Origin of the sequence: Bacillus sp. FJAT-22090 (assembly GCF_007676755.1) — a bacterium.
Lineage (GTDB): Bacteria > Bacillota > Bacilli > Bacillales_A > Planococcaceae > Psychrobacillus.
In genome coordinates, this window is the sequence record NZ_VEBK01000015.1 from 1 (window position 1) to 26,247 (window position 26,247).

The 26,247-nt window shown below is 32.5% G+C and carries 33 protein-coding genes; 28 read left to right on the forward strand and 5 right to left on the reverse strand.

Features of this window, described 5'->3' with window-relative positions:
- Positions 1-234 precede the first annotated feature (234 nt).
- From FS486_RS16240 to FS486_RS16270, 8 genes are all read left to right on the forward strand, one after another.
- Entirely contained in the window at positions 235-1,155 is a 921-nt protein-coding gene (locus FS486_RS16240) for an aminoglycoside phosphotransferase family protein (RefSeq protein ID WP_395940865.1), read from the forward strand.
- A gap of 491 nt (positions 1,156-1,646) precedes the next feature.
- Positions 1,647-1,802, forward strand: coding sequence for a hypothetical protein (locus FS486_RS20230; protein ID WP_186321488.1), 156 nt, complete (start codon positions 1,647-1,649; stop codon positions 1,800-1,802).
- Positions 1,799-2,200, forward strand: a complete 402-nt coding sequence (locus tag FS486_RS16245) for a nucleoside/nucleotide kinase family protein (protein ID WP_144512869.1) — start codon at positions 1,799-1,801, stop codon at positions 2,198-2,200. Before FS486_RS20230 ends, FS486_RS16245 begins: the two co-directional genes overlap by 4 nt.
- A gap of 75 nt (positions 2,201-2,275) precedes the next feature.
- Entirely contained in the window at positions 2,276-3,163 is an 888-nt protein-coding gene (locus FS486_RS16250) for a hypothetical protein (protein ID WP_144512871.1), read from the forward strand.
- 181 nt (positions 3,164-3,344) lie between these two features.
- Positions 3,345-3,659 (forward strand): hypothetical protein, encoded by a 315-nt coding sequence (locus FS486_RS16255; protein ID WP_144512873.1) that lies wholly within the window; start codon positions 3,345-3,347, stop codon positions 3,657-3,659.
- Between the two features lie 81 nt (positions 3,660-3,740).
- Positions 3,741-4,058, forward strand: a complete 318-nt coding sequence (locus FS486_RS16260; RefSeq protein ID WP_144512875.1) for a hypothetical protein — start codon at positions 3,741-3,743, stop codon at positions 4,056-4,058.
- A gap of 82 nt (positions 4,059-4,140) precedes the next feature.
- Positions 4,141-4,572, forward strand: a complete 432-nt coding sequence (locus FS486_RS16265; RefSeq protein ID WP_144512877.1) for a WapI family immunity protein — start codon at positions 4,141-4,143, stop codon at positions 4,570-4,572.
- A gap of 270 nt (positions 4,573-4,842) precedes the next feature.
- Entirely contained in the window at positions 4,843-5,208 is a 366-nt protein-coding gene (locus FS486_RS16270) for a DUF5412 family protein (RefSeq protein ID WP_144512879.1), read from the forward strand.
- A gap of 210 nt (positions 5,209-5,418) precedes the next feature.
- Here FS486_RS16270 and FS486_RS16275 read toward each other — a convergent pair whose 3' ends face one another.
- Positions 5,419-5,838 carry a DUF3888 domain-containing protein gene (locus tag FS486_RS16275; protein WP_144512880.1) on the reverse strand — a complete coding sequence of 140 codons (420 nt, stop codon included), beginning with the start codon at positions 5,836-5,838 and terminating at the stop codon, positions 5,419-5,421.
- A gap of 438 nt (positions 5,839-6,276) precedes the next feature.
- Between FS486_RS16275 and FS486_RS16280 the strand changes: the two genes are divergently transcribed.
- Positions 6,277-6,711 carry a hypothetical protein gene (locus FS486_RS16280; RefSeq protein WP_144512881.1) on the forward strand — a complete coding sequence of 145 codons (435 nt, stop codon included), beginning with the start codon at positions 6,277-6,279 and terminating at the stop codon, positions 6,709-6,711.
- A gap of 471 nt (positions 6,712-7,182) precedes the next feature.
- Entirely contained in the window at positions 7,183-7,632 is a 450-nt protein-coding gene (locus FS486_RS16285) for a DUF1569 domain-containing protein (RefSeq protein ID WP_144512883.1), read from the forward strand.
- A gap of 180 nt (positions 7,633-7,812) precedes the next feature.
- Here FS486_RS16285 and FS486_RS16290 read toward each other — a convergent pair whose 3' ends face one another.
- Positions 7,813-8,244 (reverse strand): hypothetical protein, encoded by a 432-nt coding sequence (locus tag FS486_RS16290; protein ID WP_144512885.1) that lies wholly within the window; start codon positions 8,242-8,244, stop codon positions 7,813-7,815.
- A gap of 562 nt (positions 8,245-8,806) precedes the next feature.
- On the opposite strand from FS486_RS16290, the gene FS486_RS16295 reads away from it, so the two are divergent.
- Positions 8,807-9,256: a site-2 protease family protein gene (locus FS486_RS16295; RefSeq protein WP_144512887.1), complete on the forward strand. Its 450-nt coding sequence runs from the start codon at positions 8,807-8,809 to the stop codon at positions 9,254-9,256.
- 444 nt (positions 9,257-9,700) lie between these two features.
- Here FS486_RS16295 and FS486_RS16300 read toward each other — a convergent pair whose 3' ends face one another.
- Positions 9,701-10,480, reverse strand: coding sequence for a hypothetical protein (locus FS486_RS16300; RefSeq protein WP_260858134.1), 780 nt, complete (start codon positions 10,478-10,480; stop codon positions 9,701-9,703).
- Positions 10,481-10,644: 164 nt separating this feature from the next.
- On the opposite strand from FS486_RS16300, the gene FS486_RS16305 reads away from it, so the two are divergent.
- The 5 genes from FS486_RS16305 to FS486_RS16325 all read left to right on the forward strand — a co-directional run bounded on the left by FS486_RS16305 (position 10,645) and on the right by FS486_RS16325 (position 15,008).
- On the forward strand, positions 10,645-11,283 hold the full coding sequence (locus FS486_RS16305) for a zinc dependent phospholipase C family protein (RefSeq protein ID WP_144512889.1): 639 nt from the start codon (positions 10,645-10,647) through the stop codon (positions 11,281-11,283).
- Between the two features lie 233 nt (positions 11,284-11,516).
- Entirely contained in the window at positions 11,517-12,023 is a 507-nt protein-coding gene (locus FS486_RS16310) for an RNA polymerase sigma factor (RefSeq protein ID WP_260858135.1), read from the forward strand.
- Complete coding sequence (locus FS486_RS16315; protein ID WP_144512893.1) at positions 12,016-13,323, forward strand: DUF4179 domain-containing protein; 1,308 nt, start codon at positions 12,016-12,018, stop codon at positions 13,321-13,323. The genes FS486_RS16310 and FS486_RS16315 overlap by 8 nt, the downstream gene beginning before the upstream one ends.
- 240 nt (positions 13,324-13,563) lie before the next feature.
- The gene (locus FS486_RS16320) at positions 13,564-14,004 is read left to right on the forward strand and encodes a hypothetical protein (RefSeq protein ID WP_144512895.1); all 441 of its coding nucleotides are present in this window, start codon (positions 13,564-13,566) and stop codon (positions 14,002-14,004) included.
- A gap of 614 nt (positions 14,005-14,618) precedes the next feature.
- Positions 14,619-15,008 carry a hypothetical protein gene (locus tag FS486_RS16325; RefSeq protein ID WP_260858136.1) on the forward strand — a complete coding sequence of 130 codons (390 nt, stop codon included), beginning with the start codon at positions 14,619-14,621 and terminating at the stop codon, positions 15,006-15,008.
- Positions 15,009-15,160: 152 nt separating this feature from the next.
- On the opposite strand, the gene FS486_RS16330 is transcribed toward FS486_RS16325, so the two are convergent.
- Entirely contained in the window at positions 15,161-15,823 is a 663-nt protein-coding gene (locus tag FS486_RS16330; protein WP_144512899.1) for a hypothetical protein, read from the reverse strand.
- A 286-nt stretch (positions 15,824-16,109) separates the two neighbouring features.
- Here FS486_RS16330 and FS486_RS16335 point away from each other — a divergent pair, with 286 nt between their 5' ends.
- The 10 genes from FS486_RS16335 (at position 16,110) to FS486_RS16380 (ending at position 23,812) form a co-directional block, all read left to right on the forward strand.
- Positions 16,110-16,796, forward strand: coding sequence for a DUF3888 domain-containing protein (locus tag FS486_RS16335; RefSeq protein WP_144512901.1), 687 nt, complete (start codon positions 16,110-16,112; stop codon positions 16,794-16,796).
- Positions 16,797-16,920: 124 nt separating this feature from the next.
- On the forward strand, positions 16,921-17,436 hold the full coding sequence (locus FS486_RS16340; protein WP_144512903.1) for a hypothetical protein: 516 nt from the start codon (positions 16,921-16,923) through the stop codon (positions 17,434-17,436).
- A gap of 171 nt (positions 17,437-17,607) precedes the next feature.
- Positions 17,608-18,138, forward strand: coding sequence for a GNAT family N-acetyltransferase (locus FS486_RS16345; protein ID WP_186321489.1), 531 nt, complete (start codon positions 17,608-17,610; stop codon positions 18,136-18,138).
- Positions 18,122-18,415, forward strand: coding sequence for a hypothetical protein (locus FS486_RS16350; RefSeq protein ID WP_144512907.1), 294 nt, complete (start codon positions 18,122-18,124; stop codon positions 18,413-18,415). Before FS486_RS16345 ends, FS486_RS16350 begins: the two co-directional genes overlap by 17 nt.
- A 253-nt stretch (positions 18,416-18,668) precedes the next feature.
- Positions 18,669-20,123 carry a WD40/YVTN/BNR-like repeat-containing protein gene (locus tag FS486_RS16355; protein WP_144512909.1) on the forward strand — a complete coding sequence of 485 codons (1,455 nt, stop codon included), beginning with the start codon at positions 18,669-18,671 and terminating at the stop codon, positions 20,121-20,123.
- Positions 20,124-20,522: 399 nt separating this feature from the next.
- On the forward strand, positions 20,523-20,894 hold the full coding sequence (locus FS486_RS16360) for a GntR family transcriptional regulator (protein ID WP_144512911.1): 372 nt from the start codon (positions 20,523-20,525) through the stop codon (positions 20,892-20,894).
- A 5-nt stretch (positions 20,895-20,899) separates the two neighbouring features.
- Complete coding sequence (locus FS486_RS16365) at positions 20,900-21,766, forward strand: ABC transporter ATP-binding protein (RefSeq protein ID WP_144512913.1); 867 nt, start codon at positions 20,900-20,902, stop codon at positions 21,764-21,766.
- Entirely contained in the window at positions 21,759-22,364 is a 606-nt protein-coding gene (locus FS486_RS16370; protein WP_144512915.1) for an ABC-2 transporter permease, read from the forward strand. Before FS486_RS16365 ends, FS486_RS16370 begins: the two co-directional genes overlap by 8 nt.
- A 318-nt stretch (positions 22,365-22,682) precedes the next feature.
- On the forward strand, positions 22,683-23,045 hold the full coding sequence (locus tag FS486_RS16375) for a YciI family protein (protein WP_144512917.1): 363 nt from the start codon (positions 22,683-22,685) through the stop codon (positions 23,043-23,045).
- A gap of 359 nt (positions 23,046-23,404) precedes the next feature.
- Positions 23,405-23,812 carry a GNAT family N-acetyltransferase gene (locus FS486_RS16380; protein WP_144512919.1) on the forward strand — a complete coding sequence of 136 codons (408 nt, stop codon included), beginning with the start codon at positions 23,405-23,407 and terminating at the stop codon, positions 23,810-23,812.
- A 196-nt stretch (positions 23,813-24,008) separates the two neighbouring features.
- Here the strand turns inward: FS486_RS16380 and FS486_RS16385 are convergent, their stop codons facing one another.
- Positions 24,009-24,467, reverse strand: coding sequence for a YfmQ family protein (locus FS486_RS16385; RefSeq protein WP_260858139.1), 459 nt, complete (start codon positions 24,465-24,467; stop codon positions 24,009-24,011).
- 832 nt (positions 24,468-25,299) lie between these two features.
- Between FS486_RS16385 and FS486_RS16390 the strand changes: the two genes are divergently transcribed.
- Both FS486_RS16390 and FS486_RS16395 read left to right on the forward strand, forming a co-directional pair.
- Entirely contained in the window at positions 25,300-25,587 is a 288-nt protein-coding gene (locus tag FS486_RS16390; protein WP_144512923.1) for a hypothetical protein, read from the forward strand.
- Positions 25,588-25,734: 147 nt separating this feature from the next.
- The gene (locus tag FS486_RS16395; protein WP_144512925.1) at positions 25,735-26,211 is read left to right on the forward strand and encodes an NUDIX hydrolase; all 477 of its coding nucleotides are present in this window, start codon (positions 25,735-25,737) and stop codon (positions 26,209-26,211) included.
- The last annotated feature ends 36 nt before the right edge of the window (positions 26,212-26,247 follow it).

Sequence of the window (26,247 nt, forward strand, 5' to 3'; positions counted from 1 at the left end):
ATTTTCATTCTCTGTGGTGTAGCGCTGATTTTGCGCTACATGGATGGCTAACGGGTGCTTTAGCAAAACATGGCCATCATTTCGATGGTCTATTTGCATGTCCAAAACATTAATTTGATCTCCGATATGCATTGTGAAATATTACACTTAAACTAAAGCGGCAGGGTAGTGAAAGAAGAAATATAAATCTATCATGAATTAATGATTTATTCTCAAAATTTAATGAAGAGAGGCGTGAAAATGATTGAAACACTATTAAAGCAGATTCCTATATTAAGCAATTGTAAAGACGTTATTCAAATTAAAAAAGGATTTTCCTCAGATGAAAAATATCTAATACATATGAATGATGGAAACAAAAAGTTACTTCTTAGAACTTTTAAGTTAGAAGAGTTTGAATCAAAAAAGAAAGAATATTCTATTCTAGAAAAGATGCAGGAATATAACGTTACTTGTTCACAGCCGATTTCTATGGGTCAGGTAGGGAGTAGGGGTTACATCATCGCATCATACATCGAGGGTAAAGATGCCGAGGAAGAAATCCAAAAATACTCAGAACAAGAGCAATTTAATATTGGCTTCGAAGCTGGGAAAGAATTGAGGAAAATCCATCAGTTTACGGCTCCAAATCATGTCTCTTCGTGGCATTCAAGGAAAGAGAAAAAACACAAGAATTATATTGACGCTTATTTAGCGTGTGGAATTAGAGTTGCAAATGACGAAAAAATAATGAATTTTATTGAAGAAAATATACACCTCATGAAAGAGCGGCCGAACATGTTTCAACATGATGATTTTCATGTTGGAAATATCATTGTAAATAATAAAAAATTCGCGGGAGTTATAGATTTTAACCTGTATGATTGGGGCGATCCTATTCATGAATTTCTTAAAATTGGTCTCTTCAGTCGGGAAGTAAGCATTCCTTTTTCAATTGGACAAATAAGGGGATATTTTAATAATACTGAACCCGATGAATATTTTTGGAGGCTTTATTCACTTTATCTAGCAATGTGTGTCTTCTCTACTGTAATATGGACCTTAAAAACTGTTCCAGACAACTTAAATAATATGTTAGGTAAAGTTTACACTTTTTTAGAAGATCATGATTACTTTAGTGAATTAAAACCTAAATGGTATACAGAAGAGATATAAGTTTGAAATACTTTTTTTTTGTGAAGGATTGTAATTAAAGTGAATGGTGCAAGTTGAAGTTCAGTAAATATTATAAGGTTTGCGAAAGGTTTCACTGAAACAAACGGGTGCTTTAGTTCAACAAGTAGTTCAGTTAGATGCGATAAGTGATTATTAGGTATGGGAGGAATATTAATGGACTCATTTTTCTATTTCAATATGTTAGAAATATAATTTCTAAATTTTTTTAGATGGTATCTGGGTAGTCGGATTTTTTTACTTGTTAACCAAGACATATGAAAGTGATAGACTTAAACAGGTTTCCAAGTATGTGATGGGAACTGCTTTGGCATTATTATTTGTTTATTCAGTAATGGGAAGTATATAAGATTTTTCCTTATTCAACTAACGGGTGCTTTACTTCAAGAAGGAGTAAAGCCATTTGTTATTGAACTAACTGTGCAGTTTAGTTCAATAAGGACTGGGAAGAACTTGAAGTAAAGGAGACCATAATGAGAAAAATAGACCGTAGTATTGTTATTGGAGTATCAGGTGGTTCAGGTAGTGGAAAAACCAATTATTGTAGTAATTTGGCGAAGACTTTAGATGCATTGAAGGTTAAAATCATATCTACTGATGATTATTTTAAAGAAGAAAACAAAAAGTGAATGCTCCATACAATGGAAGGCAATATGATGATTATGACCATCCTACTTCTGTGGATGTTGACAAGCTAAATAGAGATATTAATCAATTAATATCTTCTAAAATGTTTGATGTTGTTATTGTTGAAGGCTTAATGGTCTTGCATTTTGAAGGAATTCGAGAAAAACTTGATTTGAAGTTATTTGTTGATTGCCCATCAGATGAGAGATTAGTCAGGAGATTAAAACGAGATAAAAACGAAGAAAGCTTTGACGAAATTTCTTCGGAATATCTTGATATAGTTAGACATCGTTATAATGAGTATGTTGAACCTACAAAATGGTACGCAGATATAATAATAAACGGTTCCAATACTACTAAAAATTCAATAGACGTTGTTCGTAAATGGTTGTTAAATTAACATTTTCTTCTTCAACTAACGGTGCAGGTTAGTTGAAGAAGAAACTAAATCCAGAGTAAAGGAGAAATATATATAATGATTGTTAATATGGAACCAACAAAAGAACAAGTTAGGAATTGGATAGAAAATTTTGTCCCCAAAATAGACCTGTTTTTCGTACAAGAAAAGGATTTAATTATGTTAGCAGAGCATTTAAATGAAGTCTTAGTTATTCCAAGAAAAGAATTCTTTGGACATTCATCATATAAACAAATCCAGTTAGTAAATAGCTATACATATTGGAACATTTCTGACAAGGTAGAGTTCGTTATCGTGGCACAACCTGATTGGATATCAAAACTACCAGAGCCAAAGAAGAGAGAACTTCTTTTTATTCAATATAAAGTAAGCAGGGGCTTAATTTTTTCCTTGTCATTGTTTTCTTTTGTAGGTCTACTTCCTGAAGAATACATTTTTGAAGACAAAGGGGAAAAGTTCATAGTAATTCAGCGAAATATATGGGAGCAAATTCCATATAAAGTAAAAGAGAATGCAATTCAAGCATATTCTCAACTATGGGATACTTGGATTGGTTGTGACGTTCCACATCGAACTCCTATACACCTTAAGAAATATGCTAACAAATTCTCAACGGAATCAGGAAGTAATTGTTTATCTGCTACTTTATTTGCTATTACAGAACAAGATTGGATTATTGGAGAGTGGGTTCACCCTAATACATTTTTGAATGGGTTAGAAAGAGCAAATTTTTCCCAAACAAACGATCAAATACAAACTGGAGATGTTATTACTTGGGTAAATAACGATGGTGTTATTCAACACGCTTCTTATCATATAGATAATAATTACTTCTTTAATAAAAATGGACAAACTTTTTTCAATCCCTGGAAGATAGCACACTGGGATCAATTGAATAAGGAATGGAGGCAATACAAGACGAATGTTTATCGCAAAAGAAAGTAAGTATTCTTCAACTAACGGGTGCTTTAGCAAAACAAGACCATCAAAAAATGGTGGTCTTGTTTTATATATCATGTGAAATGTTACACTTGAACTAACGCGGCAGGTTAGTTAAACAAAAACTATTCAGCTAAACAGAGAATGTTGCATTAGACTAGCAATAATTGGGGGAGGAACAATAAAAATGAAAAAAACTTCGGGTATTATATTCTTGTTTGTATTATTGATACTTACATCCTGTGGAGGGTCTAATACATCAACAACGTCTTCCTTGAAAGTTACAGAAAAAGGTCACTCAAACAGTTATAAGGAATATTGGATAAAAGCTTATGACCCGAATAATGACACTGAAGATAAGGCTTTTAAAATCATTGTTAATGAAGAGATGGTTTGGAATCTAATTGAGGAAGATAAAGAATATTTTACTTCTTATTCAAAAGAAGGAAATGAACCTTGGATTTTAAACCAAATAGAACATATGGCTAAACCCCAAAAATAAACCAATCCATTTTCAACTAACGGGTGCTTTACTTCAAGAAAGATAATTTTGATATTTGTCGTAAAAAGAAGGAGATGTTATATGAAAAGAAATGTGAAACTGTTTAGTATTACATTGGTTTTTGGCATAATCGCTATTTTTTCGATAATTATTGATTTATTTTTGATTGATTTTGTAAATTCATTTCTAATGTTAAATCCCGTATTAGATATACTGTTTCAGAACGGCTTTAGCTTTATAATCGACAATGAATTACAAAGTCAAGAAACAAATAGTGCAATATTTCATTATACGAAATGGGCGTATTTTATTCATTTAGTAAGTTGTTTATTAGTTGGAAGTCTTATAGATTTGATTAAAAATAAGTTGTTTTTCCGAGAAGTTTCGGAGTTAAACTGAAATTCCTTCTTCAACTAAAGGAGCAGGTTAGTTTAAGAAGGATTGTAAATTAGTTGTATTGAATTCTTGTAGAGGTGAGTAGATGAAATTTTATCTTTTAGGTGAGAGAACAAATATTGAGATTGATGTATTACATCGAAATTTTCCTGACAGTACTGACTATTGGGATGTTAATTGGGTTAAATCAAAAATAAAAATAGAAATTCCAGGTTATCTGGTTTGTTTTAATGCTGAGTTAAGAACAGATGAATTAAGGGACTTTGTTAATGAACTCAAATTAATGAAGCGATTCTTACAAGGAAAAGCAAGCCTAAAAAATTTAGATAGTTATTTACAGTTTGATTGTGAAATGGACAAATTAGGTAACATTATGTGGACTGGTGAGACGTGCTATCCTGCGGGGGATGGTGCTGTTCTTACATTTGAATTTGCATCAGATCAAACTTTTTTAAATACATTAATAAAAGAATTAGATGAAACTTTAACTATTTTCCCTGTTGTCGGGAAGCCGTAGTTATTCAACTAACGGGTGCTTTAGCAAAATATGGCCATCATTTCGATGGTCTATTTTTATGTCCAAACATAAAGTTGTTCTCAGCAATCCATTGTGAAATGCTACACTTAAACTAAAGAAGCAGTTTAGTTTAAGAAGAAATCTTAGAAATTAGATATAAAGTAAAAGAAAATTCGAACTTCTGCAGTGTTGATTTCGTCCTCAAAGTAGGTTAAATATTATTTGTATAGAATTACTAATAAGGATGATATTAGGGAGGCGATAAATAAAATGAGTAAGTCGATAAAAATTTCATTATTGTTTTTTGCAGTCATTATATTGATTGGTATATTATTTTTGTATCAAGCATTAAACCCAACGCTAAGTAGTATTCAAGTGAATGAGAAAAATGAAGAAGGCATTTATATTTCGCCAAATGGGAAGAAAAGTATAACGGTATATTTTAACGGAGGTCTAATATTCCATAACGACGTAACATATGTGGGGGTATTAGAAGATTTTAACTCGGGTCTGAAAAAGAATATTTTTCTAGTGATGTCAAATGTTAAAGAAGTTCGATGGGAAAGTAATGAAACGATTGTTGTAAATGGTATAGAAATTGCTATTGATGATACCTATGACTTTAGGAAAGAATAAGTTAAAAGAATAGCAAATTCTTATTCAACTAACAGATGCTGTAGCAAAATATGCCCATCATTTCTTAGCTCTATTTTTATGTCCAAAACATTAGGTTGTTCTCAGATATGCATTGTGAAATGTTACACTTAAACTAAAGAAGCAGTTTAGTTTAATAAGCGAAGTGAAGTTTGATTATGCTTTTGACAAATAAAACGCCATAATTTTGCTTTATGCAGGATCCCTACATTCATATTTTTCATTTGGAGTGAACTTTCTAACTTTATAATCATGAAGGACCCATTCAGATTTCGTTGACTCATCTTTTCTTACAGTTATCGTAAAAATATCAAGAGGTTCATGTATTCCTGTGAAGGTCCTACCTTCCAACTTAGCTTCAAATAACCAAGAACCTGCATGGTCTAATTTCTTAACTTCGATGACCTTTTGGCATTGAAATCCAATTAGCCTTCTAGTTCCATAGTGTTTATCCACTGCTAAATACATTTGAGGTGCTAATAAATCGATTACAGCATCTTCTAATAAATTTTCTCTAGTAGGTGGTGTATTCGTTGGTAAATTTTCTTGGGCTTGGATATTCATTATTAGTATAAACATTGTTAAAGGCACTAGTAGAAATAGTTTTTTCATAACTCAATCATCCTTCATTTTTTTGTTATCTTGCACTAAATAGAATGACTAATACATTTATTTATGTTTAGTACGACCATAATGTGTAACAGTCGGGAAGGAGATTGTTTGACTCCCATGGAAATTAAGATCCTCCTTTTAGAGAAAAAGGCGATACGAAATCGGACGCCGCTCAATAATTTTTTAAAAAAGTGCAGGGAAGATGTCTATTAGCAAAAACAGAAGTCTCTTCATACTTTGCCGTGCTTACAATAAGAGATTTTATTGTCGATCATAAAAAGTTGGTTCCCAAATTACAGGGTTGTTTTTATTAAGCTAACAGGTGCTTTAGTAAAACAAATGGATGCCTGTGAGGGGAGCTTTCTTATGGAACTTACGCGGCAGGTTAGTTTAAGAACAAATTAACGAACTAACTGATTCAAAAAAGGGGGTTATTCATTGCATCCAATAGAATTAAATGAATTGATGATAGTCGGTGGAATTTTACTTGTAATTCTATTAGTTTCTTTTATTTTGAAAGGAAAATGGAGAATAATTACTCTAGAATCAGCTATTATATTTTTGGTGTCCTTTGGTATCTTTTATTTCGTACGTCCATATTGGATTGATATGCAAATAGAAAAAAAAGTAGGTTATATACAGATGCATTTGGAAGAACAGTACCCTGGGGAAACGTGGGAATATAGGACAGTGCCTCATCGTGAGGACGGCTACGAATCCTCGAACCCATATTATATAGGTGTAATATTTGATAATGAACCACTAGTGGAATATAAATATTTGGCACGTAAAAAAGGCGATATTATCCAACCAGGGTGGTATACAACTGAATTACAAAGTGACTTATTACATTTAGAAGTGTTTGAAGAATAATTACTGTTTATGATGAAGTTCCATCTTCTCTTATAGATTTGAATATTAATCTCCATTATTTTCTTAATCTTATTCAACTAACGAGTGTGTTAGTCAAATAGAGCCTCGTCATTAGACGTGGCTCCTTTGTATTTAAAAGTATTTCCGATAATACTTCTTTCCTTAGTCTTCCGCTTAATTGAGCGTAGATCAAAGTCGTTTTCTTTTCTCATGCCCCATAATTCAATAGGAGCTCCATTATTCATTAAATGAGTTTAGTAGCTGTAAGTCCTCTATTCGCTTATCCGCTTCAAACGAAGCCCATGCTTTTGACAGTAACAATTCCATTCCCCCTAAAAAATAGTACTATTAAAAGGAGTATTGCCAACTTAATAGAATTATAGACATAGGGTATATTTTTACTAATGCGGCAGTTTAGTTGAAATTTCATTTAGGGACATGTGGTAACAAATATGCAAAGGGGGCACAAAGATGAAGGATATTTATAATCAATCGCACGTAGAGGAGATTTTAAACCGAATTGACAACTTAACTCGAGAATCAAAACCGCAATGGGGTAAAATGGATGTTGCCAAAATGCTGGCACATTGTTCATCTTTTCAAGACATTGCAATGGGAAATGCTTTTCCTCCGAGAGGTTGGTTAGGGATATTAATTGGGAAGTTTGTGAAACCAATTTTATATAATGACAAGCCCTTAGCAAAAAACATGTCAACAATCCCTACTATTTTGATTGTAGATGATAAAGAATTTGAAACAGAAAAGAAAAAACTAAAACAAAAAATTATAACGTTTCAAAGTAATGGTCCTCATAAGTGTACCAATCATCCACTTCCTTTTTTCGGTAAACTTACCGCCGAGGAATGGGGAAAAGGAGTTTATAAGCACCTTGATCATCATTTAAAACAGTTTGGTGTTTAATAAACCAAAGTGAAGATTTTTTTACTAACGGGTGCTTTAGTAAAAAACAGAAAGCAAAATACAATGAGCTGGAGATACATTTCTAACTCATTGTTATGTGTATTGTAAATAAACCTAACTTAGCTTTTTAAAAGATAGCTCTATAAAAAAGAAATGTGATAATTGGAGTAAATATATTAATTATTTTATTGGTGATCTATTAATATTTATTTGTTGCCCTGTTTGTTCGGATGTATATTGGAGAACTTGTCCTTCAGAATCAGTATTGTTCTCATTAAAAGAGGCACACCACACGAAGTCATAGTTTCTCCCCTGATATGAATACTCGCCATCTATATAATAAACGTTCTTATAAATTTCTTCAGTTTCATCATTTTCTAGATCAGGATGTTTATCAGCTCTAATGTTAGCATCATCTACCTCCACACCATCTAATCGATCATATTTCTCAATAATAGTTTCTGCACGAACTGCTAGATTTATTAAAAGCTTTTCATTCATTATCTTTCCTTCTGAGATTTTATAGGTATCGGTTTCATCAGAATTCTCTTCGTTCCCACAAGCAGTTAACAAAAATACAACTAAAGCAACGAAATAAAATATTCTTTTCATACTCTATCATCTCCCTTTATTCCCTATTTTTAGTTTAGTGGAAAGATGAAAAGTAAACAACCTTATCGAGTCTCTTTTTACATGAGAAAGTTATAGTATCTTGTGGTGTTATTAGACTCATATCCAAGAAGAATATGCGGGGTTAAAAAAATAGTGCTCAAAAAAGAAGGAACAATTATTCCGTTCCTTTGGGGTATATTTTATCTTTTATTTCTTCTCTTTAATTGGATTAAAGTTATTAATACACCTAAATTTATTACTATTAGAATAGGAAATCCGAAGTATAGAACATAAAGTATCCAGTTCAATGCATCCTTTTCAGAAAGTAATTCTATTTTATTCACCTCAAGTAATCGTATGAAGAAAACTATACTATAATGCCGTATTACGACCATAATGTGTAATAAAAGAGAAGGTGCTTATTCGACTAACGGGTGCTTTACTTCAAGAAGGGGTAAAGCCTTTTTTCTTATTGAACTAACGCAGCAGGTTAGTGGAATAAGCGAAAAAATCCGAAACATTCTCCCCCGATTTTCGTAGATATAATAAAGGGGGTGAAAAGGTGGATTTTTTAATAAATTTCGTTATTATTGCTTTATTTATTTTTCCTTTCATTGCACTAATTCACGAGTCAGGTCACGCTTTTTTTGTTAAATTATTTGGAGGGGAAATAAGTGAATTTGCGATAGGTAATGGAGAGGTATTATGGAAGAAACACAAATTTACTATAAAGAAAGCTTATTTCGTAGGTGGAAGGGTTGTTACTAAGAGCGACGAGGGATTTAGTAAGACACAAAGAGTGTTTATTCTCTTGGGTGGGGTAATCTTTAATTTTCTCTCTGCGTTTGTATTAGATTTATTTACAGGATATGAATTTGGAGTTTTTCGAAACTATTTAGATAGTTTTATTTTTGTATCATATTTAAACGTAGTTATTAATCTCTTTCCGCTTACTACTATCATCGGAACAAGCGATGGGAAACAATTAGTTGAACTTTATAACAATAAATAATAAAGAAATGAATTTCTTATTCAACTAACGGGTGCTTTACTTCAAGAAGGAGTAAAGCTTTTTTTATTGAAGTAAAGGGGCAGGTTAGTTGAAGAAAACTTACTGAAGGGATGTGACTAACGAAATGGAAAAAACAACAAATAAACGGCAGGTTTTTCAGTGGATCGGGTATTTTGTATTAATGCTTACTCTTCTTTTAAGTATAGTGCTAAATATATCTGAAAGCACACTTGATGTTATCAAATGGACTGGGCTTGGGCTTGGTATAATTCTTACCTTAGTTTCCTTTTTATTTCCCAATAACAAATAAAAGGGATGGTATAAAGAATCTCAACTAACGGGTGCTTTACTTCAAGAAGAGGTAAAGTCTTTTTTCTACTTGAATTAAATAAGAATGATTATATAAAACAACAGCCTTATCAAGCGAGTTGATAAGGCAAAGGTTCACTCTGTTTTTAATTTTTCACGTTGATTTCTTTGCTTTGTCTTTAACCAATAATCGGGTGATTCATAATTAATTAAAGAATAATCAAGTTCATCTCCATTTGTTGCTAACTGAACTAACAAAAATTTCTCCTTATTACTGGGGTGTATATCTGCAACTTTAATGTTTATAACTTCTACTCCTGTTCGTTTAGGTGTTCCAACAACAACAACTTGATTTCCTTTTGTATAAACATCTGTGATATTTGTTTGAAACACAACTAAATACAGGTCAAGGTCTGTTTCATTTATATCAGTAGGAAAAGAAATACCTACATTCTCTATAAAGTGTAATTCTGCTGATATTCCAATGGCGTAAAAAGGAAATATGCGATGGAGAGAATAGTAAACTCTAGAAGGAATATAGCCCAATCTTCCAGTCGTGCTATGCCAGTCTTCTTTATATATTGGTCTAACATAATTTTGTTCGCTTTTTACTACTTTGAAAGGGATTTTTGTTCCTTCTATTAACACTTCGATAATCGGGTAGACATCGGTAGGGAAATGCATCTCTAATCCTTTTTCAAATGGGAAAGGTGAATCAAGAATGGTAGTAGGTTCAGGTGGTTCGATGTTAACTAAACGTTTTTCCAATTCCTGAATCTGTTCGTGTTCACTTTTATCACTATTCGATTGCGGGATAGATAACTCTATCAATTTAGTATGTAAGAACTTGCTGTAAACAATCAAGCTTAAAATAATTGAAAAACAAATAATAAAGCCAATCCTTGTTTTTAACATATTCAAATCACCTCAGCATATTATCTGCTCTTATGAGGAAGTTATGCGAGATTTCTTATTAAACTAACGCATCAGGTTGGTTGAAGAAGAAGTTGGAAAACAAAGGAGTTTTTAATGTCTTTTTTAAATTAATATATATGATATCTAAAAAAGGGGAGAGTATTTTGGGTTCAAGAATAATGCACTCGATTATTGGTGAAAAAATTGCAGAAGCTTTTACAATCAAAGACAAAACATCATTTTTACTTGGAAGTGTTGCTCCAGACGCTGTTTTTTCACATGAAGAAAAAAACTTATCACATTTCTTTATAGGTGAAGTACAAGATTATTCAAGAAGTGTTGATTATAAAGGATTTTTACATAAATATGGTTCGCAAGTAGAAAATCCTTATATATTGGGGTATTATGTACATTTAATTGCTGATGATATATGGTTAAGAGGTTTTAATCTTTCTTGGTTAAGGAACAGAATGGATGCTGATGAAGGATTATTTAAGCTATACAATAATGATTTCCGATTACTAAATGGAAAGTTATTAGAACACTATGGTTTTACAGATGAATTGAGAAAAACGTTTAGTTATTTTCCTACTATTTTAGATTTGGAAGAGGTTAAGTCCGAGGATGTTGAAAAATTTATTCCTTATGTATTAGGCGATATGGAGTACGATAAGGAAGTTTTAAATGAACAACTTAATGTTTTTACGTTTAATCAGATAATCGGTTATATAGAGACATCAGTTGATGTTGGGTTACTGAATATAAGACCGATTCTTACCAAAAAATATTCGACTAACGGGTAGCTTTAGTGAATATCGACGAGCTGTTCAAACAGCTCTTTTTCTTATTGAAATAACGAGGCAGTTTAGTTGAATAAGGGCATTTCGAAACATAAAGTGACATTCCTTAAATCGTCTTTTGGAGACGATTTTATATTTTTAAAGAAAATTTATAAAAGTTTAAGCCAAACTGAACTTTAAATTGTCTAATAGAGGTAATGACAAAATAGAGAGGATGAATTGAGATTATACGTTTAGTGAAAAAGGCTCAAAAAGGGAATGAAAAGGCCTTTTTAAAAATTTTTCAAGTATATGAGGCAGATATCTACCGAATGGCCTTTGTTTATGTGAAAAATCAGGAGGATGCGTTAGATATTGTCCAAGAAGTAGCATATAAATCTTTTGATAAAATCGAAACGTTAAAAGAACCAGCTTATCTTAAAACTTGGCTTATTAAAATTACTATTAATTGCTCACTCAATTTATTAAAACAACATAAGAAAGTTGTGCCACTTACATTTGAAATGTTTAATGAAGTTCCTTCAAATGCTACAGATGTAGCTACTTCAATTTTACTTCACCAAATGTTAGATAAGTTAAGTGACGAGGAAAAAGGTGTCGTGATTTTAAAGTATTTCGATGGATATTCATTTAAAGATATTTCAGGGCTATTACAAATTCCTTTAGGTACAGCAAAATCTGTTTTATATAGGGCAATCCAAAAGTTACGACTACAAGTGGAGGAAGGAGATTTTTATGAATAGAATTCGAAGAGCAATCGAATCAATTGAGCTACCTAGTGATTTACATAACCGATCTAAACTAGGAGTACAGCAGGCGAAATTAAGAAAAAGAAGGTCAAAAAAAATAATTATAGTCCCAGTTATTGCTTCCTTATTCCTTGTATTTTCTGTAGGAGTGGCTGCTGCTACTTCTACAAGTATGAACGAACTAGTAGCAAAGGTTAGTCCAGAGATTGCACTGCTACTTCAACCGGTTGAATTAAGTAGTACGGATGAGGGGATAAACATGGAAGTCGTGGCCGCAATGAACGATGATGATACGGCAGTTGTTTATGTCACAATGCAGGATTTGAAAGGCGAACGTATCGATGAAACATTAGATATTTATGATTACTTTATATCGGGGGGACACTCATTTACAAGTGAAGTTGTTGCATTTGATGAGATAACGAAAACGGCAACAGTGCGTTTTCTAGCAAGTGGTGGAGAAAAAATAAGTAATAAAAAATTGAAATTTCAAATACGTTCATTTTTAAGTGATAAACAAGTTTTTGAGCAAACCAAAGTAAATATCGATCTAAAAAGCGTTGAAGATAAAAAACCTATTGATCTTCATAGAGATTTCATATCAGGAATGGGAGGAAAAGTGTATTCAAATGTTAAAGATCGAGAGAGCATTAAAATTCTCCCAGATGATCACTTAAACATTAAAATACCAGCTATTGATTTTATGGAAGTTACGAATGTTGGATTTATAAAGAACAAACTTCATATTCAAACAAAATGGTTACATAATGATAAAGATAATCATGGGAGTTTTTATTTTATGAATACAGCAGGAGATAAGATTTATCCGTCGAGTATTTCATTCGGTAGAGACAAAAGTGGAAAACTTGAATACGGAAATAACTTCCAAGAATATGTTTTTGATGTGGATACTATCAATTTAGAGAGTTATGAATTAAGCGGTGACTTTACAACTAGTGGTAACTTCGTAAGTGGTAATTGGCAAACGATATTCAAATTAAGTGATGTAAATGAAAGTAAAATAGTTGATTTCTTATATAATTTCGGTAACTGGCAATCACAAGAAGTCACTATTTCTCCACTAGGATTAACGATAATAGGTCTTGGGGAAGTAAAAAATTCTACAGAAATCACGGCAACGATTAGTATGAAAAATGGTAGTACACAAAAATTGACTCACTTAATCTCTATTACAGATAAAGGGCAAATAAAACTTAAACTCTTACCGAATGAACCGTTAGACGTTGAGGAGGTTAAATCCATTAGTATTAATGGAATCGACCTTGATATCTAACAATGATGAACAAACATTAATAACATAAGAAATTGTAACTTTTGTTCAACTAACGGGTGCTTTAGCAAAATATGGCCATCATTTCGATGGTCTATTTTTATGTTCAAAACTTTAAGTTGATCTCAGATATGGTTGAAGAGTGTTGTTTAACCAGTGTTCAACAATCGGGCCAAATTGTTTGTTAATGGATAGCATAAAAACCTTGGTTGTATGGATAATAACCATACAAGGGGTGATGACATGAATTATTTACGAGTAATTATTTACATGTGTATTTTCGGGGTTTTTATATTCTCTCAAATATCATTTGCTGAAACAGATGAAAAAGTCCCCTTTTTAATTAACAATGGTAAATGTCCAGATTCAAAAAACTTAGGGCGTGTAGAATCAAATAAAGGTCTTATTATAAATGCATTGAATACAATTATTCCCGAGGTTTATAAAAGCGATAATTACGAAGGTTGGAAAGTAGAAACCATATCACATCTATCGGAGTCACCGCATCTAGAGGATTATTATGCAATGGCTAAAAATTATTGCGGAGAAGAAATAGCTGATAATTCTTGGTTTGTAGAATTACTATTCCCACAATATTTACCAGCATATGATGCATCACATAGACAAATTTTTGTTACTAAAAATAAACAGGGGCAATGGTTTGCTTGGTTTAGATTTCATTAATGCCTTTTCAATAATCGGGCACGATTGTTGTATTAGCGTCGCTGTTCTTATTGAACTAACGGTGCTTAGCAAAATATGGCCATCATTTCGATGGTTTATTTTTATGTTCAAAACTTTAAGTTGATCTCAGATATATATGGTGAAATGTTACACTTAAATAAAGCTGCAGTTTAGTTGAAGAAGGATTCTGAGTATATAATAATTAAAATAGCATAAAATGGGTAAAGTTTGGGTTGTTTTATCAGAAGATGAAATGAAAGCAAAAAGATTTAAACTAAAGCCTTTTAATTGGAATAAATGCTCTGAAAATTAGGGTATGCCTATATTTATAGTGAAAATGTAGGTTACTATAAGTGAGGATAAAAATGACAATCACGATTTATTTAACTATCGTGATTGTCGTTTTTATTAATCAAACAGTGACTAATATAAAAATGGGATTCAATCACAACCACTTATACTTTCAATGCAGCCAATCGCTTTATTAAACTAACGGTTGCTTTACTTCAAGAAGGAGTAAAGCCTTTTTTCTTATTGAACTAAAGAAGCAGTTTAGTTGAAGATGAAACTTATGATAGAGTATTTGCGACTATATGGATAAAGGGGGTATTACATTGGTTCAAAAGTTATTTTATGTCCTGATTGCATTAACGTTATTTATGATTAGTGGGTGTTCTAATGAAGGGGAAACAACCACAGTAACAACAATTGATAGCATTGATGCCGAAGAAGTTTTAACATTGGACTCTGATGCTGATATTTTTCAGTATGATGGAGTTATCTACAAAACTAATATTGATTGGGTTGAAGAATTGTCTTTAACAAAAGATGTTCAAATCGGTGAAATAAAAACAAAAAATGATGCAAATACAGATTTTAAAGATGAGATGTCAAATAAACTTCCTGTAGGTGCAAAGATTTTTTCCACCAAAGAAAGAGGAGATATTTTAATTGTTGAATCTGAAGGAGAAATCAAAAAATATCTTGCAATCGTTGAAGGGTAAACAAGTCTTCTTCAACTAACGGGTGTTTTAGAAAACTTGACCATTATTTTCGATGGTCTATTTTTTTATCCAAACATCAAGTAGACCTCAGAAATGCATCGTGAAATGTTCTACTTCAACTAACGCAGTGGGTTAGTTGAAGAAAGAGCTTTTTAATCGTAAATAATTATTCCTCCATGCAGATAAATGGGTATTTCTTGTTTATTGTTAATTAATTGAATGGTATATGAATCATCTAATTGAAAGTCATCTAATGGGATATTTAAACCCCCTAAGTAATTTCCTATTTCAATTACTCCGACTTTACTGCCTGCTGAGTTTTGTATGACAATAGACATAGATTCAAACTTTTCTATAGGTTCAATAATTATACTATGAGGTTTTCTAAAATAGATATTATTTTTACCGACAGGGATATTGCTAGAAAATGAAAAACTATGGAAAACATAAAGTTTATATTCATTTGATTTTGAAAGTTCTTTTACTTCAGCTTTGAATTCTTCGGGAGGATTGATAATCACCCCATTTTCATCTAAAAAATTAGCATATGGTTTTCCATTTTCAGCTTCTGCTGATTTATAGAGTTTAGTTTCGATTAATTGATTTTTAATTTCTTCCTCGGAATAGGATTTCATCAATTGCCCGTTCTTGTCGAATAATTTCATGTATGAGCCCTTCAGAGTATTAGCTTCAACGGAATTATGACGAGAGTTTTCGACTGTTTTCTCTCCCTTGAGATTATTGAAATTCATAAAAATCACAATAGTTAATGCCATTACGATAAGTATTAGAAATATAGAATATTTTTTTTTCACAAGAAAACTCCTCCTATCATTTATATATATTTCCATATATTAAAATTATAACATTGTTTCATCTACATTAATATTTAGTATTAAAAGTAAATATTTAACTATGAAAGGATTAGGGAACAATAAGTAAGAATGAAAATGTAAAGCAACTAACTCTTGTTCATCTAACGGGTGCTTTAGTGAAATTGTTGTTCGGCTTAGGCGCTCTTTTTTCTTATTGAATTAAAGTGTTGGATAGTCAAAGAAGAATCGGGAAAGATACCTATAAATAAAAGGTAGGTGGTTTTTCTTGAAGAAAAAATTTTACGCCCTCTTTTGTATCTTATTTCTCGTGAATAATACTGTTGTTTTTGCGAAGCAAGAAGTACCCAACCAAGATTTTATTAATCAGTATTATTTCGATGTCAATTTAACTGGATTTAACGAATTATATACATTTGCCGATTTTCCTTTTTACAATGATAAAGGACAAGTTTCCCCTTTAGGTAAAACTGTTTTAACTGTATTAACATCAGATGTACGACAATGGGTTAGAGAACCAAGGATTTATGTAAAAGACGATCTTGCTTATATACATGCGATTAAGATGGATGGATTGAATATCTTATATACGTTAAAAAAAGAGAAAAACCAATGGAAAGTAATTAATAGGGAAGAAAAAAAACTTCCTACTGTTGGTAGTAAAGTTATACTGGAAAAGGCATTCTTGAGAGCAATTGGACAAGAGATACTTAAGGCAACAAAAAAGTATTACGGTGAGGAAAGGCTTTTTGATTCTGAAAGAATAACTAATATTACTTGGAATGAAAATGAAGATAAGTACAACATAACAATCCAAATTGTTACTTATAAAGGACCTATGATGCCTCCTTATGGTTTCGATACAATTACCTTTCAAATACCAGGTTTTGAAGTGGTAAGTTACGAACATAAAGATGTTTCTGATATCAATAAATTACCTTTAGAACTTGATTAAATTTAAATTTCCTTCTTGAGCTAAAGGGTGCTTTACTTCAAGAAGGTGAAAGCATTTTTTTGAACTAGAGGTGCAGGTCAAGTTGAGGAAGGATAATGTTAAAATTTACTTTGTGAGGTGAAAAATGAGCTCTATTGAATTAAACAAATCTAAATATATTGTCTCTAATATTAAAGACATTTTGCATAAAAATCTTATTCTTGCTAAACCGTTAAATAAAGATGAAATTAAAAAAACTAACCTAGTTAATCCCCCTATATACGATAATGAGAAGTATCTCATTCAAGAACAATGGTTATACAGTATTAATATCGGAGAATGGGAAGATGTAGAAATTATTATTCAAGGAAATAATAAAAAGCCTGATGGGGAGATTATCGAAATGGCGGAAAAAATATTAGGCGAACTTCATCTACATCTAAGCTGTGCATTAAACTATTTACAGAAGTTCTTTCCTAATCAAGAAATGAAAAACTACTATCTATCGACTTTATGTTTTGGAAATATAGTTAATTTTGACGATCATATATTTTCAGGTTTTAGTTTAGCTTTTATTTATGAGGATACCTTTGAGTTTCAGTATAAAGTAAAATTTAAAGACGATGGATGGCCTGTTGGATTTGAAGGTGGGCCAATTTAATAATCACATATGATTTTTTCTTCTTGAAGTAACGGGTGCTTTACTTCAAGAAGGAGTAAAGCCTTTTATTGAACTAAAGCTGCAGGATAGTTGAACAGCTCATTAGAGGAATTTTTTATTGAAGAAACGAATTCTTTAAACAGTTTTTTAAATTGAGAGTGGGGGAATATTATGTTGTTTAATAATGGGGATTTAAAAGTTCGAATATTAGAAGATGAAGATAATGTCCTGTTAGCAAAATGGCTCTCAGACCCATCGGTTCTTGAATTCTATGAAGGTAGGGATAATCCATTTGATTTAGACAAAGTGAATGAAGTTTTTTATGCTACTGAAGATGAAGAAGTTAAATGTATTGTTGAGTATGGTGGTAACGAAATTGGGTATATCCAATTCTACCAGTTAGATGATAAAACTAAAAAAGAATATGGGTATCTAAACGAAAATGTTTATGGGACAGACCAATTTATTGGTGAAATAGAGTATTGGAACAAAGGAATTGGAACATTACTTGTTACATCAATGATTAGATTTTTAATTGAACACAAAAAAGCAGACCGAATAGTTATGGACCCTCAAACAAGAAATACGAGAGCTATAAAATGTTATGAGAAATGTGGTTTTAAAAAAGTAAAAATACTTCCAAGTCGTGAGCTTCACGAGGGAAGATATCAAGATTGTTGGTTGATTGAGTATCATAAATGAAATATTTCTTCATAAACTAACGGGTGCTTTTGATGGTAATGAAACCTTCTCCCTGACAGAACAATTAAATGACAATGAGAAATGGTCAGAAATCGTTAAACGTGTAGAAATGGTTCAACACAGTTTAAGAGAAGCAATAAGTAAAATGACAAATGAAGATTTTGAACTAAGTGATTTAGAAGAAAAGCTATATAATATAATACTTCACGATGCATACCATACCGGTCAAATTATTCAAATTAGGAAGATGCAAGGTTCTTGGCCGTCACATCGTTAATAAGTGGAAGCGAAGGCTCGTGAAATGTGGTATTTAAAGGAGTATTGTTGAATAAGCGTCACTTTTCTTCTTCAACTAACAGGTGCTTTACTGCAAGAAGGAGTAAAGCCTATTTCTTATTTAACTAAAGAAGCAGTTTAGATTGTTTGTTATATTGAATCTAAAAGGGAATATAGTGAAGTATTTACTCCATCCTAAATGAGACATTAATCCTGTGATTAATGTCTCATTTAGTTATGGGATGGTGGTAATTTTGAGTTTCATAAAAAAAGTCTCTTGTTTGTTAGCTGTCTTTTTAGTTTTTGTAAATTTGAGCAGTCGAGAATCAATCGCTTCAAACGGTGAAACTACGCTAAAAGAAGCGATTGAAATCGGATTTCAGCGAGCAAAAGAATGGAATGTAAACGCAACACTTACAAGTGTAAACAGTGTAGATGAAACGATGGGAGGCTCGAGAGGAGAAACAGGGAAACGATTTGTATGGTTTGTGCAATTTATGGTTCCAGATACAGACGAGCATTTAATAATTGGTATCTCAGAAAAGAAAATTACCATGTTTAGACCGATTAAGCAATCTCAGGTCCCAACAATACCCTACGATGAGATTAAGTTGGATAGCTCTGAGATTCTCCAACTAGCAAAGGATAAATACGGACTAAAGCAAGGAAAAGATTGGGCAACTGGATATCATTTTACACTGGCTAACATTGATAATACACCAATTCTAACTGTGATTGGAAATGACCAAGATAACCGATTTACTCGAATTTCATTCAATGCCCAAAACGGAGATGTGGTAAGTGCGAGTCATAAATTACCATACGGTGGAGGATTACTAGCTAGACGTAATGGCAGTGATAACCTAACAAAAAAAGGGATGGCAATTACGGGGGTTGTCGCTGGAAAGAACAATTTAGTGGTATGGGGAGACAAAAAGCCAACACAATTTAGTACAACCAAGCAGCCTTTTATTGAATGGAGCCATAACAAAGGAGAAACATGGACAGAACTACGAGCAAATAATTATGTAACACACGCATGGTTTGATAGGAACGGTCAATTATATGTAGCTACAGAAAAAGAAATATGGGCGGGTATTACATCCAAAAGTAAAGGTACGAAAATCTTTTCAGCAGACCAACCGATTGAGAAAGTAGATTTTTCAACCAACAATCATATAGCTGTGCTATCAAATGAAAGGCTTTACTATACGTTCGATCAAGGGGAAAGTTGGGAAAAAGCTATAGTTCCTGAACCTTTTTATGAGGTACAAATAACGGATAATGATGATTTGTTAGCACTCACAAAAGAAGGAAGGATTTTGCAAAAGGAAAATGATGGTTGGAATGAGCTAACTATGCCCGATAGTAAGGATGAGCCTTTGGATATGAGAGTCATTAATAATCGGCTATTTATTACTACACAAAGTGGTATTTGGGTCCGAGATCTTGAAGAGAAAATTTGGAGAAAAATTCAAGTGGATGAAGTAATATTTCAATTTATTAAAAAAGGAGAGAAATTATTCGGATACACACATAGAGGTGAGGCTATTTATTCCATCGACACAAAAGATGCAAGAGAACCCAAAAAAGTGTTTGATGCGGTTGGTTTTATCGTTTTGGATGTGGATATCATGGAACATACGTTATGGATTGCAACTATCCCCGATTATTCTTGGGAAGAAATGACGATTCAACAGAGACGATAAAAGTATTTACATGAAAAAATATTATGAAACATTACGCTTATACTAACTATGCTTTAGCCAAATATGGCCATCATTTCGATGGTCTATTTTTATGTTCAAAACATGAAGTTGATCTCAGATATGCATGGTGAAACATTGTAAATATGCTTGTTCAGGCCTCTATTCCATTGTTTTATGGCTGGTTTAAATAAAATTTTCTTGAAATTCAAAAAAAGTGGTTGAAAGAAAATTTCACCTGTGTATATAATGTGATTATAGTATATATACATTATATGAGGATGTGGGGATGATATGCAAATTGATCTTCGATGACAATTCACGTTATTGCTATATTGTTTCAAGCAAGCGGTACACATTATGTAAAGTATGTTTTCAAAAAAGTAAAGAAGAGGTATTGGCATGCGAATAATTATTTCCAACAGTTCAAAGGAACCGATTTATGAACAAATAACGAGTCAAATTAAATCCCTTATTTTAGCAGGTGAACTACAGGAGGGGGAAGCAATACCTTCCATGCGTAACCTCGCAAAGGAACTACAAATTAGTGTTATAACGACGAAGCGTGCCTATGAGGAATTGGAGAAGGCGGGCTTTATCTATTCCATTGTCGGTAAAGGATCTTTTGTTGCAGAGCAAAATCTAGAGGTTATACGAGAGAAAAAGTTAAAGGTTATTGAGGAGCAACTGAGTACGGTCATAGCGAATAGTAGAGAAATTGGGCTGTCACTTGATGAGCTGCAGCATTTATTAAAGATTTTATATGAGGAGTGAATGAAATGGAGAATGTGGTTGGATTTACAAATGTAACGAAAAATTTTAAAGACTTTTCTGTTAAAAATATTGATTTACAAGTGAAGCAAGGATTTGTAACAGGATTCATTGGAGCAAATGGTGCTGGTAAGTCGACATCGATAAAAATGATGATGAATCTATTAAAACCAGATGTAGGGGAAATAAAGATTTTCGGGTTGGATTACAAGAAACATGAAAAGGCGATTAAGGAGCGCATTGGGTTTGTGTACGATGGCAATGTGTTTTTTGAAGGGCTAAACTTAAAAGATATAAAACGCATTGTAGCACCAGCATACAAACACTGGGATGATAAAGTATTTTATCAATATGTTGAAAAATTCGAATTACCGCTTAATAAAGCAATGAAAACTTTCTCAAAAGGAATGCAAATGAAGGCATCATTGGCGATAGCACTATCACATCATGCAGAACTCATCATTATGGATGAGCCAACAGCAGGCTTAGACCCGATTTTTAGACGAGAGCTGCTGGATCTTTTACAGGAGTTAATGATTGTTGGAAATCGTACTATTTTTTTCTCGACGCATATTACAACAGATTTAGATCGTATCGCAGATTATATAGCTTTTATTCAGGATGGGGAATTAGTATTTAATCAGTCCATTCACGACGTTGCTGAAAACTATGCACTCGTTAAAGGAGGATTGGATCTGTTGGATAGAGACACTGAAAAGGCATTTATTCATGTTCATCGTGCTTTGACAGGATTTGAAGCATTAACGGACAATACTAAAGCAGTGAAAAATATCTTCGGAGACACAGTTGCCATTGATCACGCCTCTTTGGAAGATATCATGTATTACTTGAAAGGAGGATTACACCATGTTTAATTTGATCAGACGTGATGTCATACTACAGAAAAGGCAGCTATTACTATTTATTCCTTTTATCATATTCTTTATTATTATGGAAGCAAATCCTGTTTTGACTTTTCTCATTGCCAGTCTTTTTATTCCCTTTAACACTTATGCTTACGATGAAAAAGTTGAGACAAACATATTATTAAATTCTTTGCCTTACACACGTACCGAAATAATAGCATCACGCTATCTTGGTGCTATTATTTATATGATTCTAGCAATCGGGGTGACAAGTCTAACATTGTTTATTTTCAATAAACCTTTTACTATGACTGAGATTGCGTTTGGCAGTAGCTTATTCTTATTATTTGCTTCGTTTACCTTTCCATTATTTTATATATTTAAACCAGGCTATATTTTTCCGGTTGTCCTCATTAGCTTTCTCCTTTTATCAGCTATAGGACCTACTATTATTATGTTTTTAGCTGAACATTTAACAGCAATAACTGATTTTATTGTTAATTTATCCGTCCCGGTTTTATATGTAGGAGCGACACTTGGTGTCATGGTAGTCTATGCTATCTCTTGGGGAATTACTAATACCATTTACCAGCGAAAAGCGTTCTAGGTGGGTAATTATACACGCTAAAAAATCAAGTCAACTCCACTTTATTGCACTGGATGTATGTAGATTCTACTTAAACTAACGAGAGCGCTTTAGTCAAATATGACCATCATTTCGATGGTCTATTTTTTATGTCCACAACATGAAGTTGATCTCAGATATGCATGGTGAAATGTTACACTTAAACTAAGCAGCAGTTTAGCTGAAGAAGGATTCTCTGTTTAGATGTGGAAAGAGTAAGAATGATATCAATCTATAATGGCTGAAGGCAGGATTTACATCGGAAAGCTATTACTAGCAAGTACAAAGGAGGAGTTACTAATGAAATTTATGATGGTTGTAAAGGCTACAAAAGATTCTGAAGCAGGAACAATGCCAAAGGATAAGATGGATCAGATGTTTGCTGCAATGAAGAAATACAATGAAGAATTGAAGAAAGCTGGAGTTCTGGTGTCAGTCGGTGGACTCCATCCAAGCTCAGAAGGCATTCGTATTACTTACCCTTTACCAGGCGAACCACCGACCGTTATAGAGGGTCCTTTCGCCGAAATCAATGAGTTGATTGCAGGATACTGGTTCATAGATGTAAAGTCTCGCGAGGAAGCCATCAAGTGGGCGATGCGTGCGCCAGATCCGCATGGTCTTGGAGAAGGACAGATTGAGCTTCGCCAAGTATTCGAATAGACAAATAATTTGAACATCGGATTAACTTTCTGCTCACATCTTTTTAGCGATGGTCTTGTGACACTTGGCGTAGCTATTTTGATAAAGGGAATTGGTTCTTTATTGGCACCATTTCTTGTTACTTATAAAGAGTCTTTGTGAACTAACGTATTTATACTAACTGGTACTTTACTTCAAAAGGAGTAAAGCCCGTTTAGTTGAAAAAGCTATTTTTTTGAAGCAAGCAGGAATATGATGAATAATCTCGAAATAGTTATATACAACAATGTACTGCAATAAATCGAAAGGAGGTATAAGACAGTGGTAAAATTGTGGAACAACTCTTCGAAATAATATATTTTGAGGAGGAAAAATGCAAGATGATAAATATTGTTAACAGTAAAAAAATAAATAGAGAACAATTAGAAAGATTATATAATGATGTGGAATGGTACGCATATACACAAGATTTAAACGTTCTTCAACATGCAATAGAACAATCATTAGAAGTTATATCTGCATGGAATGGTGAAGAATTAGTTGGGTTAATTCGTGTTGTTGGTGATGGATTAACAATTATCTATATTCAAGATATTCTTGTGTTAAATGCTTATCAAAATCAAGGAATTGCTACTCAACTAATGGATCAGGTTTTGAAGAAATATAAAAATGTTCGTCAAAAAGTGTTATTAACTGAGGAAGCTCCTGATGTAAGACATTTTTATGAAAAGAATGGTTTCCAATCTTGCGATAAGGGTTCTTCAGTAGCATTTGCTAAGTTAAGTTAAGGCTCATTCATACATAAAAGAACAGAGTTCACCTTATAGGTGTAACTCTGTTTTTTTATGAAAAAACTGTGTTTGTGAAAGAATGTACTCAAACTAACGGTGTGCTTGTGCGGCCGAGCCTAGGTCGTATCATATAGCCCGACGAGAAAGAACTAGCCATTCACTCGTAGCGAGTCTTGGAGGGCTAATGATAACATTAGCCTTTAAGTGTAGACAGCGTATTTTCATTGTTACTATTTGGAATAGTAAACTTCTGTAAATAGTCAGAACTAAGACTATAACAAGCAACCTTTTTTTTCCACTGTTTGACTACATCAATGTTGTCGTCGTCACAATAGACAAAGAAATTCATTTCTTTTTTTCTACTTTTTACGTTGATAACAAACGGAATAATATTAGTCTCTGGATTCAGAAAAAACTTTTCATTCCCTGGAAATATATCTTGTCTTTTTAAAAAAAGAGCCTCATTAAAATACTCATTAAAATTAATCTTTTCTTCCTCCGCTAAGTATGTTCCATTAAAGGATATAGTAATATCTTTTGAATCAAGTTTGGGATGTAGTTCGAACTTACTTAAAAACCACGCTGTAAGTGCACTTGGTGGAGTCGTTAAGAATTTTAAAATGGCTCCAATTAATATAATTAAAATAGTCATCAAGGTCACTTCATATCAACTCCTTAATAATTTCATCTGACTAACTTTATTTGGTTGTACAAATAGTTGTGATTTTATATTAATGACACCTATTTAATAAATCAATTGAATGTGGAATGTTTCACTAAATGTTCACTTTGGAAAAAATTGATTACAACCGTTATCTATTAATTTATTAGGACCCTAAAACTCTTTATGTTAATAAGTCATACCTTTTCTTTATTAGTTAGTATAGCTGTAATATTCCTACTTTATCGCTATATAGAAAGGGATAATTGTTCTGCTTTACTAAAACAAATGGCTGTCTGTGAGGTTAGCTTTTTCTAATTGGACAGACACAGCAGGTTAGTTCAATTAGAAAAGGAGGATAAAGTTTTTTGTAGAGACATCAAATTTTAAAGATGGAAGTACCTAGAACCTGTTTATCAATAATTTCATTTATTAATTGTTATTCGAAATCATCCCCATTAATGGAACTTTTTATGAACAAGTTAAGTCAGATAATATTAAAAAGGGGATAATGCAACATGAATTCAAAATTTCCAACGCATATTGCAATCATGATGGACGGTAAATTGAGATGGGGCAAGACGAGGGGATTATAAAGAAGCGAAGGGCATTTTGCTGGTTCAAAAACAATGGAACGAATCAGCGATACCGCTTTAGAGATTGGTATCAAAGTTCTTAAGGGACAGGTTTGTTCAAAAAGAAATTAAAAAGGAAGAGCATTTACTATAATTTAGAATCTAATAAAAAAGTAATGCAAAAAATTGAGATGATGCACATTAGCATTATTACATGACAAAAATAAAAATAAAGGGGGGGGATAGTTATGTGGATAATATTTGGGGTTATCGCAATAGTAACTACTTTTATAAATCTTTATATGTATAAAGCAGGAAAGGATTATAAACTTGCTATGGCGATGGCATTATCATTTACAGCATTAACAATTTGTGCAGATTACAGTTATCTAACTCGGTGGGTAAAAGTGGAAGATTGGGCAGCTTTATCGGATGTAATACCTGGTATGGCAAGGGCATTTTGGTTTTTGACGATTGTTTCTATTCTGCTAAATATAGCACCTATATTTTTAGAACGAAAACGTAAGAAATTATGACTCATGCAATTATTGTGTAAGTCTTATCTATAACTAATGGTTGCTTTACATCAAGATGGTGTAAAGCCTTTTATTGAACTAAAGCAACAGGAAAATTGGATAAGGATTATTCATATTTTAAAAAATAGAAACAAAGAGGTGTTTTGATTGGGTGAAGAATATTTTGCAGTTCCTATAAGATGTACAGGGATTGCAACCGTTCTATTAAAAAAGATAGAAAATGAATATAAAGTTTTACTCTTAAAGAGGGCAACTTCTATTTTAAAGGATGTTTGGTGTTATATTGGGGGGAGTATCGAAAAAGGGGAAAAGGCATGGGAAGCTGCTATTAGAGAAATTAAAGAGGAAACTGGGATTACATTGTTAGAATTATATACATCTAACAAGTTTGACCAGATTTACTCACCAAAAGAAAACTATATATATGTTGCTCCTGTATTTGTTGGATATATAGATGAACAACAAGATGTAAAATTAAATTATGAACATAGCGATTATCAATGGTTATCAATTGATGAAGCGATAGAAACAGTTTCATTACCTGGAAATGATGAAGTTCTTATATCTATCGAAAAATATTTTGTAATGAGAAAACCTCCAGAGTTTTTACGTGTAGGAAATTAATATTTCTTCTTCAGCTAACGAGGTACTTTAACTAAA

Coding starts and splice junctions, on each gene's coding strand:
- FS486_RS16315 (WP_144512893.1), top strand. CDS start 12,016: ATGAATAGAATTCGAAGAGCAATCGAATCAATTGAGCTACCTAGTGAT.
- FS486_RS16255 (WP_144512873.1), top strand. CDS start 3,345: ATGAAAAAAACTTCGGGTATTATATTCTTGTTTGTATTATTGATACTT.
- FS486_RS16290 (WP_144512885.1), bottom strand. CDS start 8,244: ATGAAAAGAATATTTTATTTCGTTGCTTTAGTTGTATTTTTGTTAACT.
- FS486_RS16260 (WP_144512875.1), top strand. CDS start 3,741: ATGAAAAGAAATGTGAAACTGTTTAGTATTACATTGGTTTTTGGCATA.
- FS486_RS16320 (WP_144512895.1), top strand. CDS start 13,564: ATGAATTATTTACGAGTAATTATTTACATGTGTATTTTCGGGGTTTTT.
- FS486_RS16250 (WP_144512871.1), top strand. CDS start 2,276: ATGATTGTTAATATGGAACCAACAAAAGAACAAGTTAGGAATTGGATA.
- FS486_RS16360 (WP_144512911.1), top strand. CDS start 20,523: ATGCGAATAATTATTTCCAACAGTTCAAAGGAACCGATTTATGAACAA.
- FS486_RS16340 (WP_144512903.1), top strand. CDS start 16,921: ATGAGCTCTATTGAATTAAACAAATCTAAATATATTGTCTCTAATATT.
- FS486_RS16345 (WP_186321489.1), top strand. CDS start 17,608: ATGTTGTTTAATAATGGGGATTTAAAAGTTCGAATATTAGAAGATGAA.
- FS486_RS16300 (WP_260858134.1), bottom strand. CDS start 10,480: ATGTTAAAAACAAGGATTGGCTTTATTATTTGTTTTTCAATTATTTTA.
- FS486_RS16265 (WP_144512877.1), top strand. CDS start 4,141: ATGAAATTTTATCTTTTAGGTGAGAGAACAAATATTGAGATTGATGTA.
- FS486_RS16385 (WP_260858139.1), bottom strand. CDS start 24,467: ATGACTATTTTAATTATATTAATTGGAGCCATTTTAAAATTCTTAACG.
- FS486_RS16390 (WP_144512923.1), top strand. CDS start 25,300: ATGTGGATAATATTTGGGGTTATCGCAATAGTAACTACTTTTATAAAT.
- FS486_RS16275 (WP_144512880.1), bottom strand. CDS start 5,838: ATGAAAAAACTATTTCTACTAGTGCCTTTAACAATGTTTATACTAATA.
- FS486_RS16285 (WP_144512883.1), top strand. CDS start 7,183: ATGAAGGATATTTATAATCAATCGCACGTAGAGGAGATTTTAAACCGA.
- FS486_RS16375 (WP_144512917.1), top strand. CDS start 22,683: ATGAAATTTATGATGGTTGTAAAGGCTACAAAAGATTCTGAAGCAGGA.
- FS486_RS16270 (WP_144512879.1), top strand. CDS start 4,843: ATGAGTAAGTCGATAAAAATTTCATTATTGTTTTTTGCAGTCATTATA.
- FS486_RS20230 (WP_186321488.1), top strand. CDS start 1,647: ATGAGAAAAATAGACCGTAGTATTGTTATTGGAGTATCAGGTGGTTCA.
- FS486_RS16380 (WP_144512919.1), top strand. CDS start 23,405: ATGATAAATATTGTTAACAGTAAAAAAATAAATAGAGAACAATTAGAA.
- FS486_RS16370 (WP_144512915.1), top strand. CDS start 21,759: ATGTTTAATTTGATCAGACGTGATGTCATACTACAGAAAAGGCAGCTA.
- FS486_RS16365 (WP_144512913.1), top strand. CDS start 20,900: ATGGAGAATGTGGTTGGATTTACAAATGTAACGAAAAATTTTAAAGAC.